Origin of the sequence: Streptomyces griseoaurantiacus (assembly GCF_036189845.1) — a bacterium.
Classification (GTDB): domain Bacteria; phylum Actinomycetota; class Actinomycetes; order Streptomycetales; family Streptomycetaceae; genus Streptomyces; species Streptomyces griseoaurantiacus.
Genome location: NZ_CP108326.1, coordinates 6,284,859 through 6,303,636, shown reverse-complemented (window position 1 = coordinate 6,303,636; position 18,778 = coordinate 6,284,859). Strand labels below are relative to the sequence as shown.

Below are 18,778 nucleotides of genomic sequence, written 5' to 3'. Positions count from 1 at the left end.
GCGGGGAGGCGGCGGCGTTCAGCCGCGCAGCCAGACCGCGGTGTCCCGCGGCAGCCGTCCGTCGTCGTCCAGCGGACCGCTGCCGAGCAGGAGGCGTGCGGGGGTGGGGAGTTCCACGGGGTCCTCGCCGAGGTTCACCACGCAGCGGACGCCGTCGGCGCGGGTGAAGGCGAGGACTCCCTCCGGGGCGGGCAGCCAGGTCAGCGGCCCGTCGCCGAAGACGGTGCGGAGGCGGATCGCCTCCCGGTAGAGGGTGAGCATCGAGCCGGGGTCCCCGTCCTGCCGGTCCGCGGCGTACGCGGCCCAGCCCTCGGGCTGCGGCAGCCAGGGCTCCTCGCGGGAGCCGAAGCCGGCGTACGGCGCCTCGGCGGCCCAGGGCAGCGGCACCCGGCAGCCGTCGCGGCCGGGGTCGGTGCCTCCGGAGCGGGCGTGCATCGGGTCCTGGATGCGCTCGCGCGGGATCTCGGCCTCGGGCAGACCCAGTTCCTCGCCCTGGTAGACGTAGACGGAGCCGGGCAGGGCGAGGGTCAGCAGGGCGGCGGCGCGGGCGCGGCGGGTGCCGAGGGCGAGGTCGGTGGGGGTGCCGAAGGCCTTGGTGGCGAAGTCGAAGCCGGTGTCGGCGCGACCGTAGCGGGTGACGGTGCGCGTCACGTCGTGGTTGCACAGCACCCAGGTGGCGGGGGCGCCGACGGGGGCGTGTTCGGCGAGGGTGTCGTCGATGGAGGCGCGCAGCCGGGCGGGGTCCCAGGGGCAGGACAGGAAGGAGAAGTTGAAGGCGGTGTGCAGTTCGTCGGGGCGCAGGTAACGGGCGAAACGCTCGGTGTCGGGGAGCCAGACCTCGCCGACGAAGACGCCCTCGTACTCGTCGGCGACGCGCCGCCAGGAGCGGTAGACGTCGTGGAGTTCGTCGCGGTCCACGTAGGGGTGCGGGTCGTGGCCGGGGGTGAAGTCGGGCAGCGCGGGGTCCTTCGCCAGGAGGGCGGCGGAGTCGATGCGGACGCCGGCGACGCCCCGTTCGAACCAGAACCGCAGCACGTCCTCGTGTTCCTGGCGGACGGCCGGGTGGGCCCAGTTGAGGTCGGGCTGTTCGGGGGCGAACAGGTGCAGGTACCAGTCTCCGTCGCCGAGCCGGCTCCAGGCGGGGCCGCCGAACTCCGACTGCCAGTCGTTGGGCGGGAGTTCGCCGTGCTCGCCGCGGCCGGGGCGGAAGTGGAACAGTGCGCGCTCGGAGCCGCCCTCCAGGGCCTTGCGGAACCAGGGGTGCTGGTCGGAGACGTGGTTGGGGACGATGTCGACGATGGTGCGGATGCCCAGTTCGCGGGCCTCGGAGATGAGTTTCTCGGCCTCGGCGAGGGTGCCGAAGGCGGGGTCGATGCTGCGGTAGTCGGCGACGTCGTAGCCGCCGTCCTTCATCGGGGAGGAGTACCAGGGGCTGAACCAGAGGGCGTCGACGCCGAGTTGGGCGAGGTGGGAGAGCCGGGCACGGACGCCCGCGAGGTCGCCGGTGCCGTCCCCGTCGCCGTCGGCGAAGCTGCGGACGTACACCTGGTAGATGACGGCGGAGCGCCACCAGTCGGTCCCTTTTCGGGCAGGGGTGGGCTGTCCCACGGTGCGTGCCTTTCTGTTCGGTGGGGGGGGTGGGCGGTCCGGTCCCTCGGCCGGGGACGGCGGTCAGCCCTTGGTGCTGCCCGCGCTGATGCCCGCGATGATGTGCCGCTGGAAGACGAGGAACAGGGCGACCATCGGGATGCTGGCGATCACCATGGCGGCGATGAGCACGGTGAGCTGGATGTTCTGCGAGAGCTGCACGAGGGCGACGCTGATGGGCTGCTTGTCGGTGTCGGAGAAGACCATCAGCGGCCACAGGAAGTCCTGCCAGACGGCGACCAGCGCGAAGATCGACACCACGCCGAGCACGGGCCGGGACATGGGCAGGACGACGGACCACAGGATGCGCAGCTTTCCGGCGCCGTCGATCTCGGCGGCCTCCAGCACGTCCTTGGGCAGCTGGTCGAAGAACCGCTTGAGCAGGTAGAGGTTGAAGGCGTTGGCGACGGCGGGCAGCCAGATGCCGAGCGGGTCGTTGAGCAGGCTGGTGTGCACGAGGGGCAGGTCGGCGACGGTGAGGTACTTCGGCACGACGAGGGCCTGCGTCGGCACCATCAGGGTGGCGAGGATGCCGCCGAGGATCACCTTGCCGAAGGCGGGCCGCAGCCGGGAGAGGGCGTAGGCGGCCGCGGTGCAGAACACGAGCTGGAAGGCCCAGGCGCCGGCGGCCTGCACGAGGGTGTTCCACAGGTGCTGCGGGAGCTGCATCAGGTCCCAGGCGTCGGTGTAGCCGCCGAGGCGCCAGTGCTCGGGAACCAGGGTGGGCGGGGTCCTGGCGACCTCGTCCGGGGACTTCATCGCGCCGGTGACCATCCAGTAGACGGGGAAGAGGAAGGCGAGCGCGAACAGCAGGACGACGGCGGTGAAGACGGCCCAGTAGAGCGCCTTCCCGCGCGGGCGGGCCAGGGTGGCCGGGGAGACGAGGGTACGGGTGCCGCTCATGCTTCCTCCCCGTCGGTGCGGGTGAGCCGGAGGTACAGGGCGGAGAACAGGCCGAGCAGCACGAGCAGCATCACGCTGAGCGCGCAGGCGCCGCCGAAGTCGTTGTAGAGGAAGGCGTACTTGTAGATGAGGTAGAGCACGGTGACGGTGGCGTTCTCCGGGCCGCCGCCGGTGATGACGAACGGTTCGGTGAAGACCTGCATGGTGGCGATGATCTGCAGCAGCATCAGCATGAGGATCACGAACCGGGTCTGCGGGATCGTGACGTGCCGCACGCGCTGGAGCAGGTTCGCGCCGTCCAGTTCGGCGGCCTCGTAGAGCTCGCCGGGGATGGACTGCAGGGCGGCGAGGTAGATGAGCACGGTGCCGCCCATGTTGGCCCAGGTGGCGACGAGGACGAGGGAGACGAGCGCGGTGTCGGCGCCGTTGGACCAGTTGGACGTGGGCAGGTGCAGGAAGCGCAGGGTCTCGTTGGCGAGGCCGGTGCCGGGGTCGTAGAACCACTTCCACAGCAGGGCGCTGACCACCGGCGGGATCATCACCGGCAGGTAGACGGCGACGCGGAAGAACGCCTTGGCGTGGCGCAGTTCGTTCAGGACCAGGGCGAGGAGGAACGGGACGGCGAAGCCGATGAGCAGGGCGAGCCCGGTGAAGGTGAGCGTGTTGCGCCAGGCGGCGCCGAACTCGGGGTCGTGCAGGACGCGGGTGAAGTTCTCGGTTCCGACCCATTCCGGGGAGGAGCCGGGGGTGTACTTCTGGAAGGCGATCACGACCGCGCGGATCGCCGGGTACCAGGAGAACAGGGCGAAGCAGAGCAGGCCGCCGAGGAGGAAGGCGTAGGCGCGGGCCTGGTCGCCGAGGCGGCGCCGCCGGCCCGCCCCGGACGCCGGGGAGGGCGTCCGGGCCGGGGCCGGGCGGGCGGCGGCCGCCTCGAGGGGCGGGCGGGAGGCCGTCTTGGTCATGTGCGGTCAGCCCCGGGAGAGGATGCTGTCGATCTTCCCGGAGGCCTCCTCGAGGAGGTGGTCGATGTCCGCGTCCTTCTTGGTGAGGACGGCGGAGACGACGCCGTCGAGGACGGAGTAGATCTGCTGGGCGTGCGGCGGCTCGATCTTCATCGCGAGGCTCTGGTTGCCGTCCAGGAAGCTCTGGTAGTTCTCCACGGGGACGTTGGCGTTGGCCTTCTTGACCTGCTGGTCCTTGGAGTCGGCGGCGCCGGTGAACAGGCGCGGCTCGGGCAGTCCCACGGGGGCGTCGTTCTTCTTGGCGCGGGCGTAGTCGCCGAGGAAGCCGTCTCCGGGGGTGAGGAACATGTGGTCGAGCCACTTGAGGCCGGCGCGGATCTGGGCGGGGTTGTCCTTCTTGTTGAACATGTAGCCGTCGCCGCCGATGAGGGTGCCCTTGCCGCCGGGCATGGGGGCGAGGGCGAGGTCCTTGTAGTTGCCGCCCTTCTCCTTGACCAGGATGGGGATGTTGTCGGGGGCGGCGAGGTACATGCCGAGCTTGCCCGAACCCATCATCTGCTGGGCGTCGTTGATGACGAGGAGCTGCTTGGAGCCCATGGAGTCGTCGCTCCAGCGCATGTCGTGCAGGTTCTCCAGGACGGCGTGGCCCTCGGGTGTGTCGACGGTGGCCTTCTTTCCGCTCGCGTCGACCACGTCGCCGCCCTGGGAGTACAGCTCGGCCGTGAAGTGCCAGCCGCCCTGGTTCTGGGCGCTGTAGTCGGCGTAGCCGACGGTGCCCTTGCCGAGGGCGGCGATCTTCTTGGCGTCGGCGCGGACCTCCTCCCAGGTGGCCGGCGGCTTCTCCGGGTCGAGCCCGGCCTGCTCGAACAGCTTCTTGTTGTAGATCAGGCCCATCGAGTAGCCGGTGCGCGGGACGCCGTAGACCTTGCCGTCGACCGTGTAGATGTCCCTGAGCTGCTTCTGCAGCGTGGAGTAGCTCTTCAGCTCCTTGACGTACGGGGTGATGTCGGCGGCCTGGCGGATGTCCACGACGTGCCGGGCGTCGGTGAAGTACGTGTAGAACACGTCCTCCATCTGGCCGCCGGCGAGCTTGGCGTCGAAGGTCTTGGGGTCCTGGCAGGGGAAGGCGTCGTGGGCGACGACGTCGATGTCCGGGTTCTTCCTCTCGAAGGACGCGATGTCCTCCTCGAAGAACTTCCGGTCGACCTTGGCGCTCTTGGGCGGCATGCAGTTGACGGTGATGCGGGTCTTGCCGCCGCCCGCGTCGTCGTCGTTCGAGCCGCACGAGGTGACGGCGAGGGAGGCGAGGGAACAGACGCCGATCGCGACGAAGGTACTGCGGAACCCGGTGCGTGTCATCGGTGGACCCCTTTGGGCAGGAGCGTGGAAAGGCCCACGGGGGTGCGGGACCGTGCGTACCCGCGGCGCGCGACCGCGCATGGTCCGTACCACCCGTGACTGGCGAGGCACACTCAAGCACCGGGAGACGGGGTGCGCAATAGATCGCGCGAATTTTGAAATTATTCGACAGCTGCGTGGATATGCATGGCGGTCACATGAATCGTTTCGACGCCGCTCAGCCGCGGGGGGCCTGTGCCGTCGAGCCGCGCACCACCAGTTCCGGCTCGAACAGCAGCTCCTCGGCGGGGACGGAGGTGCCGGCGATCTGGGCGTTGAGCAGTTCCACGGCGGCCCTGCCCATCGCGTCGATGGGCTGGCGCACGGTGGTCAGCGGCGGCTCGGTGCAGTTCATCAGCGCGGAGTCGTCGTAGCCGACGACGGAGATGTCGCCGGGGACGCCGAGCCGGCGGCGGCGGGCGGCGCGGATCACGCCGAGGGCGAGCGGGTCCGAGGCGCAGATGAACCCCGTGACACCGCGGTCGATCAGCTTGCTCGCGGCGGCCTGGCCGCCCTCGATCGAAAAGATGGCCCGGGCTACGGCCTCGTCCGGCAGCGCGTCCCCGGCCACCGCGCGGGCGGCGGCCAGCTTGCGCGCGGAGGGCATGTGGTCGGCGGGGCCGAGCACCAGGCCGATCCGCTCGTGCCCGAGGGAGGCCAGGTGGCGCCAGGCCTGCTCGACGGCGACCGCGTCGTCGCAGGACACGGCAGGGAAGCCGAGGCGGGCGATGGCGGCGTTGACCAGGACGACGGGGATGTTGCGCTCCGCGAGCTGGCGGTAGTGGTCGTGCGGGGCCTCGGCCTGGGCGTACAGGCCGCCGGCGAAGACCACGCCGGAGACCTGCTGCTGCAACAGGAGGGTGACGTAGTCGGCCTCCGAGACGCCGCCCTTCGTCTGCGTGCACAGCACGGGGGTGAGGCCGAGCTGCGCGAGCGCGCCGCCGATCACCTCGGCGAACGCGGGGAAGATCGGGTTCTGCAGCTCGGGGAGGACGAGGCCGACGAGGCGGGCGCGTTCGCCGCGGAGCTGGGTCGGGCGCTCGTAGCCCAGCACGTCGAGGGCCGTCAGCACGGACTGGCGGGTGGCCTCGGACACCCCCGGTTTGCCGTTCAGCACGCGGCTGACGGTGGCTTCGCTGACCCCGACCTTTTTCGCGACCTCGGCGAGACGACGTGTCATGCGCGCAAGCTTAACGCAAGCGGTGCAAGCCGCTTGCGCAACGAGACGCAAAGCCTGCCGGCGGCTTGGCGGGGAGGAGGCGGTTGCGGGGGCCGCGCGTGCCGGAGGGGTGGGGACGGTGGGGGGTGCGTGCGGGTGCGTCGTGGCTGGTCGCGCAGTTCCCCGCGCCCCTGAGGGGGTGGGGGGTGACGGTGAGAGGGTGCCTGCGGGTGCGTTGGGGCTGAGCGCGCAGTTCCCCGCGCCCCCTGACGGGGTGGGGGTGACCGTGTGAGGTGCGTGCGGGTGCGCCGTGGTTGAGCGCGCAGTTCCTCGCGCCCCTGAGGTGGGCCCGGGGTGCTCAGGGGCGCGGGGAACTGCGTGGCCGGCCACGGACGAGCCGCACCCACCCACACCGGCAGGAACGCAGGCTCACCCCGCGAACAAGGCCCGCCCCGGCCCACCCAGGGGCGCGGGGAACTGCGTGGCCGGCCACGTCCGAGCCGCACCCGCCTACGGACTGGCACCCCCGTCCTCCCCAGGGGCGCGGTGCATCCCCGCCGAGCCCCGCAGGGCCCCGGTGCCGTCGGTGACCTGAACACCGACGGAGCCGGGGCCCGGACCGGAGGAGGGTCAGGGCGCCGTCGGCGGGACCACCCGGAGGTGGTGCCCGCCCCGCCCCGGACCCGCCGCGCCCGCCTCCCGCAGGACCAGCGTGACCCGCGCGTACCCCACCTCCCGCAGTGTCCGCGGGGTCTCCCCCACCACCCTGCACACCCCGCCCCACCGGGGATCGGGGTGGCGCAGCGGCCGCACCGCGCCGTCGGGCTCGCCCGCGTCCTGTCCCACCACCCGCAGCCAGTGCGGCACACCGTGCCGGTAGGCGACGTCCATGATGGGGTCCTGCGCGATCTCCCGCCGGATGGCCTGAAGTACCCGGTCGTGGCCGTGCCGTTCCACCGCCGACGCGAAGTCGGCGAGCATCGGCAGGCACCAGCTCGACTCGTGCTCGCCGAGCACCCGCGCGGCGTCCGGGTGGAACAGCACGAACCGCAGCAGGTTCTCGCCCGGCATGGCCGTGGGGTGCGGGCCGACCTCCGCGAACAGCTCCTCGTACGCGGAGTTGGCGAGCACGACGTCCCAGCGGTGGTCGTGGACGACCGACGGGAAGGGCGTGGACTCCAGCAGCGCCGCGTAGTCCCGCAGATATGCACGGATGTCGGGGCGTCCCGGGCCGGACCGCGGCGCCGACCGCTGTCCCCCTGCCTGCTGCACCATCGGGAGGTCACCCCTCTTGCCCCTGGGGCCCGCACTCTCCGGCCGGTCCCGCTCACCCGCCGTCACGCGGAGTCCCGATCCTCGGGGCGCGCGCCGACGCGTGTCAACTATCGTGGCATTCCCACGTCATGGACGGCCGAATCTCGCCACAGTTGTGGCGAGACCTGGATGCGAGTTCGAAGAAGCCGTTACTCTCCGGGTGGTTCGGGACACACGACGCGAGTCGTCCCTGTCGGCACCCGGCCTTCCTGAGAGTTGCGCCGAGGCAACGGCCGTGCCAGACGGCCCGAGAAACGTGGGAGTTGGGCCGGTGACGGATGGCTTCGAGGTTCCGGGCGCCACGGCCACGGCTTCGCTGCCGGCCGTCGTGGCCCGGGTCACCGCCCTCGCCGACCGCCTCGGCGTGCCGCACGCCCAGGTCTTCGACACCGGCCGCCTCTGCGCGGCCTCGGGCGTCCCGGAGTCCGTGGTGAAGGCGCTGCTCGCGGGGCGCCCCGCGGGCGAACCCGACCTGCAGGCCCGGTTCCTGCGGCGGCTGGACCTGCTGCGGCGCACCCGGCTCAAACCGAACGGCCGCAAGTACACCCAGCAGGAGATCGCGGACGGCGCGGGCATGTCGCGGCAGCAGGCGGGCGCGCTGATCAACGGCGACCGCCGTCCCACCATGGAGCACTGCGACGCCATCCAGCGTTTCTTCCGCGTGCACGCCGGCTTCCTGACCGCCGACGACCCGGACGCGCTCGCCACCGCCCTCCAGCACATCGAGCAGGAACTGCTCCAGCAGCTCGCCGACCGGGAGGGCGCGGCCGGCGCCCCGGAGAGCACCGGGGGGGCATGTGCGGAGCGCGAGGGCGCACCCGGCGGAGGCGAGGCCCTCGCGGGGGCGCCCGCCGCCGGGGACGAGCCCCTGGAGCGGCTGCTGCAGGACCACGGCGTGCGCGGCATCGCCTGGCGGGCCGCGCAGTTGCCCACCGACCAGCACCGCGACAAGGTCGCGGAATGGCTGGACATGCTCCTCGAGAGCGTCAAGCGGCCCGAGTCCTGAGCCGGGAGGGGGAAGGGGGAGACCGACCATGGGCATTGGCAGGGACATGCGCCGTCTGTGCGGCGAACTCGTCGCGGAACTCACGCTCCCGGCGCCGGCCGACCCGGCCGCGCTGTACGCGGCGCTGTGCTCCGGCATGAGCCGGCGGCGCGGCCGGCCCGTGCAGTTCCGCACCGCCGTCTTCCCGCCCGGTACGGCAAGCGGGCTCTGGCTGGACATGGCCGAGCAGGACCTCGTCGTCGTCGAGGAACGCACCGCCCCCGACCACCAGTTGGTGATCCTGGGCCACGAGCTGTGGCACATGAGCGCCGGGCACCACGGGCACCACGTGGAGGGCGCGGCCGTGGCCGCCCGCCTGCTGAGCGACACAGCCGATCTCCAGGCCACCGTCCACTCGGTGGCCGCCCGCACCCGGTTCGACCTCGCGCACGAGAAGGACGCCGAGAGCTTCGGCCTGCTCCTCGCCAGCAAGTGCCGTACGTGGCTGGCGGGTTCACCGATGCGCGGCCCCGTGCGCCGGGACGACCTGGCGGGCCGCATCGAGGCCTCGCTGGGCTACCGCGGACCACAGGGCTGAGGGGACTGGCGCACCGACACGATGGACGGCTCCGGCTACTACCTTCCCTCCGCCGCGATGGCGGTGGCGCTCACCGTCAAGGCGCCCGCGCTGGCGCGCGCGTGGCGCGATCCGCTGCTGCGCTCGGTGTGCGTGCTGATGGCTCTGGCCGGACTGGTCTTCTGCTTCGCCGCGCCGCCGACGATCGCACAGGTCAACGAGTGGACCGGGATCGTCAACTTCTCGGCGCCACTGGTGTACTGCCTGCTCAGCGCGTTCAGCGCGTCCTGTCTCGTGCTGATGGTCAACTGGCGCGGTGGCCCGCCCGCCCGGACCCGCCGGATCAACCGGTGGATCACCGCCGGGTACGGCCTGGTGATCGTGGCGCTGGTGGTGCTGTTCCGGCTCGGCAGCACGCCGGTGGAACGGCTGCGGGACTTCGACACGTACTACGCGCGCACGCCGTACATCCGCGAGCTGATCGTGCTCTACCTGGTGGCGCTGACGGTGGCGGGCGTCGCGATGAACGTCATGTGCGGGCGCTGGGCGCTGCGGGTGAAGGGCTGGCTGCGGGCCGGCCTGCTCATCATCGTCGTCGGCTATCTGTGCAATCTGGCCTACCTGGCGACGAAGTTCACGGCGGTGATCGCCCGGTGGCGCGGGGCCGACCTGGACTATCTGAGCAGTGACTGGGCCCCGGTGCTGGCCTCGGCCGGCGCGCAGATCAGCGCGGTCGGCTTCTGTGTGCCGCTGGCCTGCCGGCGGGCCGGGGACAGCTGGCAGACCTGGGCCACCTACCGCAGGCTCGGCCCGCTCTGGCGCGAACTGCGGCCGGTGGCCGCGCAGTCGCACCGGGGCGTGCGGATCGCCTGGTGGTCACCGGCCGCACTGCGGGTGACCCAGCGGGAGTCCGACATCCACGACGGCATGCTCGGTCTGTACCCGTACTTCGACGCCGAGCTGCGCCTGCGTGCCCGGGACGCGGCCCTGGCCTCGGGCGCGGACCCGGAGCAGGCGCGGGCCGAGGCCGACGCGGCGATGGTGGCGGCCGCCGTACGGGCCCGGGCCGCCGATCCGGAGGGCCGGCTGATCGACGCGGCCGGTGCCGCCGGCGTCCGGGACACGCCCTCCGAGCCGTCCCCTCCCGCTTCCCTCGACGGTCCCCGCGACCTCGTGCGGATGTCCCTCGCCCTGCGTCAGTCACCCGTCGTCGCGGCCGTCCGGGGACGGACCGCCACCAGCTCAGGAAGCGAAACCCATGAGTGAACCCGTCGGCACCCCCCGTGGTGCCGCGCCCCGTCGGGCCGTCGTGATCGGCGGTGGCATGGCCGGCATGCTGGCCGCCGCCGCGCTGAGCGCGCACGCCGAGGTCACCGTCGTCGAGCGCGACGCGCTGCCCGGGGGTCCCGAGCCGCGCAAGGGCCTGCCGCAGGCCCGGCACGTGCACGTCATCTGGTCCGGTGGCGTCCGGGCGATGGAGGAGCTGCTGCCGGGGGTGACCGACGCGTGGCTGGCCGGCGGGGCGCGGCGGATCTCGCTGCCCACGGGGCTGGTGTCGATGCAGCCGCGCGGCTGGTTCCGGCGGTGGCCCGAGATGCAGTTCATGATCGCGTGCAGCCGGGACCTGCTGGACTGGGTGGTGCGCGAGCGGGTGGTGAAGGACCCCCGGGTCACCGTGGTGCAGCGGGCGGAGCTGCTCTCGCTGGAGGGGGACGCCGACCGGGTGACCGGCGTACGGGTGCGTGCCACGGACGGCGAGGAGCGGGTGCTCCCCGCCGACCTGGTCGTCGACGCCGCCGGACGCGGGTCGCGGGCGCAGCGGTGGCTGGGCGAACTGGGGGTGGCCGACGCCCCGATGGAGGAGGTCGACTCCGGGCTCGCCTACTCCAGCCGGCTCTACCGGGCACCCGCGGGGACGGAGGAGTTCCCGCTGGTCAACGTGCAGTCGGACGCGACGGTGCCGGTGCCGGGGCGGACCACGACGATCGAGCCCGTCGAGGGCGGGCGGTGGCTGGTCACGCTGTCGGGCACGCGGGGCGGGGAGCCGCCGGCCACGGCCGAGGAGTTCGAGAGGTTCGCGCGCGAGAGCGTGCGGCATCCGGTGGTGGGCGAGCTGATCGCGCACGCGGAGCCGCTGTCGGAACCCGTGCTCACCCGCAGCACGATCAACCGGCGGCGCTACTACGAGAAGGTCACGGGCTGGCCGGAGGGCTTCGTCGCGATCGGTGACTCCGTCGCCACGTACAACCCGGTGTACGGGCACGGGCTCTCGGTCGCCGCGCAGGGCGTCCTCGCGCTGCGGGAGGAGGTGGCCCGCGCGGGTCTCACCGCGCCGGGGCTCTCGCGGCGGGTGCAGCGGGGCGTGGCGCGGCCGGTGGCGACGGCGTGGGAGCTGGCGACGAGCACGGACATCCACTACCCGGGGGCGATCGGCGAGGCCCCGGGGCCGGGGAACCGGCTGCTGGGGGCGTACGTCAACCGGCTGATGCTGACGGCGACGGGCCGGCCGCTGGTGGCGAAGGCCTTCTTCGACGTGGTGACGCTGTCGAAGCCGGTCTCGGAGCTGCTGCGGCCCGCGGTGCTGCTGGCGGTGCTGCGGGGCCCCCGGCGTGAGCCCCTGGCGGAGCCGCCGCTGACCGAGGCGGAGTGGGAAGCGGTCCGCGCGGCCCGGCCCCCGCGCGATCCCGGCGAGGGGTGACGGGCCGAGAACGCCGAGCGCGCCGCACGGCATCCTCGTGCGGCGCGCGGCACTCCCCGTCCGGCGCCCGGCCGGGGCGGCGCGCCGGGGGGGTCAGGACGCCGGGGCGGTCAGGGCGGTCTCGGCCGCCAGGCGGAGGGCGTCGACCATGGGGTTGGCGTCGTCCTTGCGGCTGGCCAGGACGACCTGGCTGGGCGGGGCGCCCTCCAGCGGGACGCTGACGAGGTCGGGCCGCAGCGAGCTGCGCCGGTCGCCGACCGGCAGCACACCGATCGCCCGGCCGCTCGCCACGAGTTCCAGCTTGTCCTCGTAGGTCTCGACGGGGCTCTCGAAGGCGCTCTCCAGAGGTGGCACGCCGGAGCGGAGGATGCGGTAGGAGGTCCAGTCCTCGGTCTCGAAGGCACAGGGCAGCGCCTCCTGACCTGCCAGTTCCTCCGCGCTCACCGAGGCCCGCCGGGCCAGGGGGTGCTCGCGCGGGACGACGAGCATCCGGGGTTCCTCGTACAGCGGGACGGTGGTGACCTCGTCCTCGGCGAGCGGGAGCGGGGACCGCGCGATCAGGGCGTCGATGCGGTGCTCGGTCAGGGCCACGACGTCGTGGCAGTCCAGGTACCGGGTGACGATCTCGGCCTCGGGGTACCGGCGGCGCAGCTCCCGTACGGCGTCGGTGATCACCAGGTCCTCGACGTAGCCGACGGTGAGGCGGGCGGCCCCGGCCTTCTCCCGCACGGCCAGCGAGGCCTGGCGGGCGGCCCGCAGCAGTGCCTCGGCCCAGGGGAGGAATTCCTGGCCGGCCGGGGTGAGCCGGGCGCCCTGGGGGGTGCGGTCGAGGAGCCGGGCCCCGAGCTGTTTCTCGAGCCGCTGGATCTGGCGGCTCAGGGCGGGCTGGGCCACGTGCAGGTCGGCGGCGGCCCGGCCGAAGTGCCGGTGCGCCGCCACGACCGTGAAGTGGTGGACGAGTCGCAGGTCCAGTTCCTGTCCGGGATCGCTCACCCCTCCAGGGTACGGGCGATGCCGTTCAGGCATGAGGGGGTTGCCGGACAGGTCTTGGACGCGGCCGCCGTGCCGGGCTTTGACTCGGAGGTGCACAGTTTCCCTCCACGGAAAGCGACAGGCGTGAGCGTGATGAAGGCGATCCAGTTCCACGAAGCGGGCGGCCCCGAGGTTCTGCGGTACGAGGAGGTGCCGGTGCCCGCGATCGGCTCGGGCGAGGTCCTCGTCCGGGTGCGCGCGGTGGGCGTCAATCCGCCGGACTGGTACCTGCGCGAGGGCATGAAGGTCATGCCGCCCGAGCTGCGGCCGGCGCTGGAGTTCCCGCTGGTCCCGGGGACGGACATGTCGGGCGTGGTCGAGGCGGTCGCCCCGGACGTGACGGGCTTCGCCCCCGGGGACGAGGTGTACGGCATGCTGCGCTTCCCCGGCTTCGACGGCCGTGCCTACGCCGAGTACGTGGCCGCACCGGCCTCGGACCTGGCGCACAAGCCGGCGGCGCTGGACCACGTGCGGGCGGCCGGTGCGCCGATGGCGCTGCTCACGGCCTGGCAGTTCCTCATCGACCTGGGCCACAAGGTTCCCTCGCCCTTCACCGGCCTGGTGCACGAGCCGGTGCCGCTGTCACCCGGGACGACCGTGCTGGTCAACGGCGCGGCCGGCGGCGTCGGGCATTTCGCGGTGCAGCTCGCGAAGTGGAAGGGGGCGCGCGTGATCGCGGTGGCCTCGGGCCGGCACGAGGAGTTCCTGCGCGCACTCGGTGCCGACGAGTTCGTCGACTACACCACGACGGAGGCCACGGACGTGGTCGGTGACGTCGACGTGGTCATCGACACGGTCGGGGGTCCGCGCAGCGGGCGCTTCCTGCGCGTGCTCAGGCGCGGCGGCACCATGCTGCCGGTGTTCTTCGCCGAGTTCGATCCGGAGGAGACGGCGCGGCGGGGCGTCACCGTCTCGAACATCCAGGTGCGCGCGAACGGCCCCCAGCTCGCCGAGATCGGCCGCCTGTTCGACGAGGGCGCGTTGCGGGTCGGGGTGGACAGCACCTATCCCCTGTCCGAGGCGGCCCGCGCCCACACACGGGCCGGGCAGGGCCACATCCAGGGCAAGATCGTCCTGACGGTGGGCTCGTGAACGCCGGGAGCGCGGACCCCGGGCAGGTGGTGGCGGCCTACGCCCACGCCCTGGACGCGCTGGACGTGCCGGCGCTGGAGGCGGTCCTGACCGAGGACACCACCTGGACCTTCACGATGCCCGGGCCGAAGGTGCTCGGTCCGGTCTCCGGGCGGGCGGCGGTGCTCGACTTCGTCCGGGCCGGGCACGCCGCCCGGTCGGGGACGGTGCGGCACCACCTGGGCAACGTCCTCCTCACCGCTGCGGACGCCGCCGGCGCCGAGGTCCGGGCCTACCTGCTGCAGACGCGGAACACCGGTGACGGCGTCCGGCTGCTCTCCACCGGGGTCTACACGTTCGGCCTGCGCCGGGACGGGGCCGGGTGGCGGATCGCCGAACTGGCGCTGGCCCTCGACAACGCCCTGTAGGGCGGAAGTCCGGCACTTCGGGCGCGCCGGGCCACCCCCGTTGTCAGTGGCGCACGGCAAGCTGGGCGGGTCCGTCGTGGCCGACACCGGGGAGAGAGGGACCATGCCCACCGCCGTACTGACCGACCGTCAGCGCACCGCCGTCCAGGCCTATGTGCGGCTCCTGCACACCGTGCGGGCCGCTCTGGACGATCCACCGGGGCCGGACGGCGGCTCCGCACGGCCGCCCCTCGTGCCGCCCGGGGTGCTCGCGGAGGCGGAGCAGGCGCTCGCCGCGGCCGGGCTGCCGGGTACCGACGCGGAGTTCTTCCGGCTGCTGAGCGGCTGGTGCGCCGTCCTCGACCCCACGGGCCGGGGCGAGGCCGGGTACCGGAGCGGGGACGGAGGCTGAACGGCCCGGTGCCGAACGGTCCGCCGTCGAACGGCCCTGTGCCCAACGGCCCTGTGCCCAACGACCCGGTCAGGCGGTGCCCTCGGGCGCGTTCCCGTGCGGCACCGCCACCGCCACCGCCGTCGCCAGGAGCCCCTCGCGCGCGGCCCAGCGGCCGTCGAAGGCCCGTACGAGGCGGTCGCCGACGCGGGGGCCCTCCACCAGCAGTGTCGCCCGGAAGCCGCCGGTCGTACCGCCGGCGGCGGGCGGCCGGATCTCCAGGTCCGCCTCGAGGAAGTCCAGCCAGCGGCCGGTCAGCGGGAACCACGCCTTGTAGACGGCCTCCTTGGCGCTGAACAGCAGCCGGTCCCAGTGCACGGACGGGTGGGCCGCCGACAGCGCGCTCACGCGCTCGCGCTCGGCGGGCGCCGCGACCGCGCCGAGCACGCCCTCGGGCAGCGCCTCGTGCGGCTCGGCGTCGATGCCGAGCGAGGCCAGTTCGCCGGCGCGGACCAGGGCTGCCGCGCAGTAGCCGGTGCAGTGGGTCATGCTGCCGAGGATCCCCTCGGGCCAGCGCGGCGCCCCGCGCTCCCCCGGCAGTACGGGGCGCGGCTCCAGACCCAGTTTCTCCATCGCGTGCCGCGCGCACTGCCGTACCGAGGCGAACTCGCGCCGCCGCTTGTCCACCGCGCGGGCCACGACGGCCCGTTCCTCGGGGTACAGCGGCGCGTCCACGGCCGCGTCGTCGCCGTACGCCTCCACGGCGACGACCGCCTCCGGCAGCAACTCCCCGATCACGGCTCTCCCTCCCCGCGGCGCACGGCCGACGGCACCGACCGTAGCCCATGCCGCGCGCCTCGCCCGAGCCCGGGTGAGCGCCCAACCACCGCGGACGAGACGGCCGTTGACGGGACACGTGAGTCCCCGCGCCGCGCCGCCGGTCCGGACCAATCCTCGTCGGCACCCTTGACGCCACAATTGGTCCATACCAAATTGGGGACAGGGTCCTCGCGCGACACCACCACATGCCGCGCGCCACCGCACGAACCCCGCACCACCCGGCACTCCCGAAGTCCCCATTCCCCACAGGGAGATCGCGTGCGCACTCGTCCTCCGTCAGGTTTCCTCGCGCGCTCCAGACGCGCTTTCGTCGCCGTGCTCGGCTCCGCCGCGCTGGCCCTGGCCGGGGCCCTCGCGGTGCCCGGCACGGCCCACGCGGCCAACGTCCTGTCCAATCCCGGCTTCGAGTCGGGCTCCCTCTCCCCCTGGTCCTGCTCCGGCAACCTCGGTTCCGTCGTCTCCTCCCCGGTGCACGGCGGCTCCAGGGCCCTCGCGGGCGCGGTGACCTCCGCCGACACCGCCCAGTGCGCCCAGACCGTGACCGTGCGGCCCGACACCGCCTACACCCTGAGCGGTTGGGTGCGCGGCTCCTACGTGTACCTGGGCGTCGACGGCGGCGCCTCCACCTGGGCCTCCTCTCCCTCCGCGTACACCCAGCTCAAGGTGCCCTTCACCACCGGCGCCTCGCAGACCAGCGTCAAGCTGTACGTCCACGGCTGGTACGCGCAGGGCACCTACTACGCCGACGACATCTCGCTCGACGGCCCGGGCGGGGGCGGCGGTTCCGACACCCAGGCGCCCAGCGCGCCGGCGAACCTGACCTCGACCGGCAAGACATCCTCCAGCGTCTCGCTGTCCTGGTCGGCCTCCTCCGACAACGTGGGCGTCACCGGCTACGACGTCTACAGCGGCGGCAACCAGGTGCTCAGCGTCTCCGGCACGAGCGCCACCGTCGGCGGGCTGTCGCCGAGCACCGCCTACACCTTCACCGTGAAGGCGCGGGACGCGGCCGGGAACACCTCGGGGGCCTCCAACGCCGTGAGCGTGACGACCGGCGCGGGCGGCGGCGGAGACACCGGCGCCTTCAAACAGGCCGCGCCCTACCTGTACCTCGGCTGGGGCGACCCGCCGAACGCCGCCTCCGTGATGAGCGCGACCGGCGTCAAGTGGTACACGATGGCGTTCATGCTGGACTCGGGCGGCTGCAACCCGGCCTGGGACGGCAACCGCCCGCTGACCGGCGGCGTCGACCAGAGCACCATCAATCAGATCCGCTCGGCCGGCGGTGACATCGTGCCCTCCTTCGGGGGCTGGCAGGGCAGCAAGCTCGGCGCCAACTGCTCCTCCGCGAGCGCGCTCGCCGGGGCCCTGCAGAAGGTGATCGACGCCTACTCGCTCAAGGCGATCGACATGGACATCGAGAACACCGACGAGTTCGAGAACGAGGCCGTGCAGGCCCGGATCCTCACCGCGCTGAAGACGGTCAAGGCCGACAACCCCGGCCTGAGGACCATCGTCACCTTCGGCACCACGACGACCGGACCCACCTACTACGGCAACCGGCTCGTCGAGCAGGCCAAGTCGCTCGACGCGAACATCGACGTCTTCACCATCATGCCCTTCGACTTCGGGGGCGGTTCCGACATGTACGGGAACACGGTGAACGCCGCCGAGGGCCTGAAGGCCAAGCTGAAGTCGACCTTCGGCTGGGACGACGCCACCGCCTACTCCCACCTCGGGATCTCCGGCATGAACGGCCTGTCCGACCAGCAGGAGAACACCACCCCGGCGATCTGGACCCAGATCCGGGACTGGTCCAACTCCCACCACATCGCCCGGCTGGCGTACTGGGCGGTCAACCGCGACCGGCCGTGCGCGGGCGGCGGAGTGGTGAGCAACTGCTCCGGGATCTCCCAGAGCGAGTGGCAGTTCACCTCGATCACGGCCGGCTTCAAGGGCTGACCGGGCTCGACGAGGGGGTGCCCCGCCCGGGGCACCCCCACCGCTGCCACTACCGCAGGTACGCCAGCCCCGGGTGCACCGCGGTGTACCCCTCCACCAGCCGCCGGGCCACGGTGACCGAGTCGACGAGCGGATGCGTCGCGAACGCCTTCACCGCGCTCGCCCGGGATCCGGACGCGGCCGCCGCCAGCACCTCGCGCTCGACCGCCTTCACCGCGCAGACCAGGCCGGCGGCGTGACCGGGCAGCGGATCGACGGCGACCGGGTGGGCCCCGTTCGCGTCCACCAGGCAGGGCACCTCGATGACCGCCTCGGCGTCCAGCACGGACAGCGTGGTGCCGTTGCGGACGTTGAGGATGAGCGTGGCGCGTTCGTCGCGGGCGATGGCCCGCATCAGCGCGAGGGCCACGTTCTCGTAACCGCCGGAGAGGTCCTCGGCGGCGCGCTCACCGGCGCCCGCGGTCTCCCGGTTCTCCGCCATGTAGGTGGCCTCGCGTTCGGCGCGGGTGCGGTCCCACAGGTCGAGGGCGGGCGTGTCCGGGCGGGCCGCGCGGGCGTAGAACGCGGCCTGCTGCTCCAGCAGGAAGGCGCCGCGGGTCTTCTCGACCTCCCTGTAGGCCCGGACGGTCTCCCGGTTGAAGTAGTAGTAGTGCAGGTACTCGTTGGGGATCGCGCCGAGGGAGCGCAGCCAGTCGGGACCGAAGAGCCTGCCCTCCTCGAAGGAGCCGAGCAGTTCGGGATCGGCGAGCAGGCGCGGGAGTTCGTCGCGCCCGGCGACACGCAGACCCCGGACCCAGCCGAGGTGGTTGAGGCCGACGTAGTCGATCCACGCCTCGGCCGGGTCGGCGCCGAGGGTGCGGGCGATGCGGCGGCCGAGTCCGACGGGTGAGTCGCAGATGCCGAGGACGCGCCCGCCGAGGTGGTGGGACATGGCCTCGGTGACCAGGCCCGCGGGGTTGGTGAAGTTGATGACCCAGGCGTCGGGGGCGAGGCGGGCGACGCGGCGGGCGATGTCGGTGGCGACGGGCACGGTGCGCAGCCCGTAGGCGATGCCGCCCGCGCCGACGGTCTCCTGGCCGAGGACGCCCTCCGCGAGCGCGACCCGCTCGTCCTGGGCGCGTCCCTCCAGGCCGCCGACGCGGATCGCGGAGAACACGAAGTCCGCGCCGCGCAGGGCCTCGTCGAGGTCGGTGGTGGAGGTGACGGTGAGCCCGGGGGTGCCGGGGGCGAGGCGTGCGGCCTGGTCGGCGAGGACCCGGGTGATGGCGGTGAGGCGGGCGGGGTCCAGGTCGTGCAGGGTGAGGTGGGTGATGCGGTGGGGGCCTTCGTCGGCGAGCAGGGCGGCGTGGACGAGGGGCACGCGGAATCCGCCGCCGCCGAGCAGGGTGAGCTTCATGGGGTGGGCCTTCCGGGGTCGTGCGGGGTGGGGCTC

17 protein-coding genes are annotated in these 18,778 nt (G+C 73.0%); 8 read left to right on the top strand and 9 right to left on the bottom strand.

Annotated features, from left to right (window positions below):
- Positions 1 to 18 precede the first annotated feature (18 nt).
- The 6 genes from OHB09_RS27865 to OHB09_RS27840 form a co-directional block, all read right to left on the bottom strand.
- Positions 19 to 1,608 carry a glycoside hydrolase family 13 protein gene (locus OHB09_RS27865; protein WP_328922727.1) on the bottom strand — a complete coding sequence of 530 codons (1,590 nt, stop codon included), beginning with the start codon at positions 1,606 to 1,608 and terminating at the stop codon, positions 19 to 21.
- 63 nt (positions 1,609 to 1,671) lie between these two features.
- A complete protein-coding gene (locus OHB09_RS27860; RefSeq protein ID WP_006139826.1) occupies positions 1,672 to 2,550 on the bottom strand; it encodes a carbohydrate ABC transporter permease in 879 nt (292 codons plus the stop codon).
- A complete protein-coding gene (locus OHB09_RS27855; protein ID WP_093592946.1) occupies positions 2,547 to 3,512 on the bottom strand; it encodes a carbohydrate ABC transporter permease in 966 nt (321 codons plus the stop codon). Before OHB09_RS27855 ends, OHB09_RS27860 begins: the two co-directional genes overlap by 4 nt.
- A gap of 6 nt (positions 3,513 to 3,518) precedes the next feature.
- Entirely contained in the window at positions 3,519 to 4,871 is a 1,353-nt protein-coding gene (locus OHB09_RS27850) for an ABC transporter substrate-binding protein (protein WP_328922726.1), read from the bottom strand.
- Between the two features lie 217 nt (positions 4,872 to 5,088).
- Entirely contained in the window at positions 5,089 to 6,090 is a 1,002-nt protein-coding gene (locus OHB09_RS27845; protein ID WP_006139823.1) for a LacI family DNA-binding transcriptional regulator, read from the bottom strand.
- 609 nt (positions 6,091 to 6,699) lie between these two features.
- Positions 6,700 to 7,344 carry an MmyB family transcriptional regulator gene (locus OHB09_RS27840; RefSeq protein WP_319116434.1) on the bottom strand — a complete coding sequence of 215 codons (645 nt, stop codon included), beginning with the start codon at positions 7,342 to 7,344 and terminating at the stop codon, positions 6,700 to 6,702.
- A 310-nt stretch (positions 7,345 to 7,654) separates the two neighbouring features.
- Between OHB09_RS27840 and OHB09_RS27835 the strand changes: the two genes are divergently transcribed.
- Genes OHB09_RS27835 through OHB09_RS27820 form a run of 4 tightly spaced genes read left to right on the top strand, consistent with a single transcriptional unit; the run spans position 7,655 to position 11,643 of the window.
- Positions 7,655 to 8,389, top strand: coding sequence for a helix-turn-helix domain-containing protein (locus tag OHB09_RS27835; protein ID WP_167793263.1), 735 nt, complete (start codon positions 7,655 to 7,657; stop codon positions 8,387 to 8,389).
- Between the two features lie 28 nt (positions 8,390 to 8,417).
- Positions 8,418 to 8,966 (top strand): toxin-antitoxin system, toxin component, encoded by a 549-nt coding sequence (locus OHB09_RS27830; protein ID WP_234528019.1) that lies wholly within the window; start codon positions 8,418 to 8,420, stop codon positions 8,964 to 8,966.
- Between the two features lie 21 nt (positions 8,967 to 8,987).
- Positions 8,988 to 10,211: an MAB_1171c family putative transporter gene (locus OHB09_RS27825; protein ID WP_006139819.1), complete on the top strand. Its 1,224-nt coding sequence runs from the start codon at positions 8,988 to 8,990 to the stop codon at positions 10,209 to 10,211.
- Complete coding sequence (locus OHB09_RS27820) at positions 10,204 to 11,643, top strand: NAD(P)/FAD-dependent oxidoreductase (RefSeq protein WP_191851805.1); 1,440 nt, start codon at positions 10,204 to 10,206, stop codon at positions 11,641 to 11,643. The genes OHB09_RS27825 and OHB09_RS27820 overlap by 8 nt, the downstream gene beginning before the upstream one ends.
- 93 nt (positions 11,644 to 11,736) lie before the next feature.
- Here the strand turns inward: OHB09_RS27820 and OHB09_RS27815 are convergent, their stop codons facing one another.
- Positions 11,737 to 12,636 (bottom strand): LysR family transcriptional regulator, encoded by a 900-nt coding sequence (locus tag OHB09_RS27815; RefSeq protein WP_191851806.1) that lies wholly within the window; start codon positions 12,634 to 12,636, stop codon positions 11,737 to 11,739.
- Between the two features lie 132 nt (positions 12,637 to 12,768).
- Here OHB09_RS27815 and OHB09_RS27810 point away from each other — a divergent pair, with 132 nt between their 5' ends.
- The 3 genes from OHB09_RS27810 to OHB09_RS27800 all read left to right on the top strand — a co-directional run bounded on the left by OHB09_RS27810 (position 12,769) and on the right by OHB09_RS27800 (position 14,565).
- Complete coding sequence (locus tag OHB09_RS27810) at positions 12,769 to 13,767, top strand: NADP-dependent oxidoreductase (protein ID WP_191852132.1); 999 nt, start codon at positions 12,769 to 12,771, stop codon at positions 13,765 to 13,767.
- Positions 13,764 to 14,174 (top strand): nuclear transport factor 2 family protein, encoded by a 411-nt coding sequence (locus OHB09_RS27805; protein WP_328922725.1) that lies wholly within the window; start codon positions 13,764 to 13,766, stop codon positions 14,172 to 14,174. The genes OHB09_RS27810 and OHB09_RS27805 overlap by 4 nt, the downstream gene beginning before the upstream one ends.
- A 103-nt stretch (positions 14,175 to 14,277) precedes the next feature.
- A complete protein-coding gene (locus OHB09_RS27800; protein ID WP_167793258.1) occupies positions 14,278 to 14,565 on the top strand; it encodes a hypothetical protein in 288 nt (95 codons plus the stop codon).
- A 69-nt stretch (positions 14,566 to 14,634) separates the two neighbouring features.
- On the opposite strand, the gene OHB09_RS27795 is transcribed toward OHB09_RS27800, so the two are convergent.
- The gene (locus OHB09_RS27795) at positions 14,635 to 15,342 is read right to left on the bottom strand and encodes a 4'-phosphopantetheinyl transferase family protein (RefSeq protein WP_319350689.1); all 708 of its coding nucleotides are present in this window, start codon (positions 15,340 to 15,342) and stop codon (positions 14,635 to 14,637) included.
- A 300-nt stretch (positions 15,343 to 15,642) separates the two neighbouring features.
- On the opposite strand from OHB09_RS27795, the gene OHB09_RS27790 reads away from it, so the two are divergent.
- Positions 15,643 to 17,346 carry a fibronectin type III domain-containing protein gene (locus tag OHB09_RS27790; RefSeq protein ID WP_191891671.1) on the top strand — a complete coding sequence of 568 codons (1,704 nt, stop codon included), beginning with the start codon at positions 15,643 to 15,645 and terminating at the stop codon, positions 17,344 to 17,346.
- A gap of 49 nt (positions 17,347 to 17,395) precedes the next feature.
- On the opposite strand, the gene OHB09_RS27785 is transcribed toward OHB09_RS27790, so the two are convergent.
- The gene (locus OHB09_RS27785) at positions 17,396 to 18,742 is read right to left on the bottom strand and encodes a 6-phospho-beta-glucosidase (protein ID WP_006139811.1); all 1,347 of its coding nucleotides are present in this window, start codon (positions 18,740 to 18,742) and stop codon (positions 17,396 to 17,398) included.
- Positions 18,743 to 18,778 lie beyond the last annotated feature (36 nt).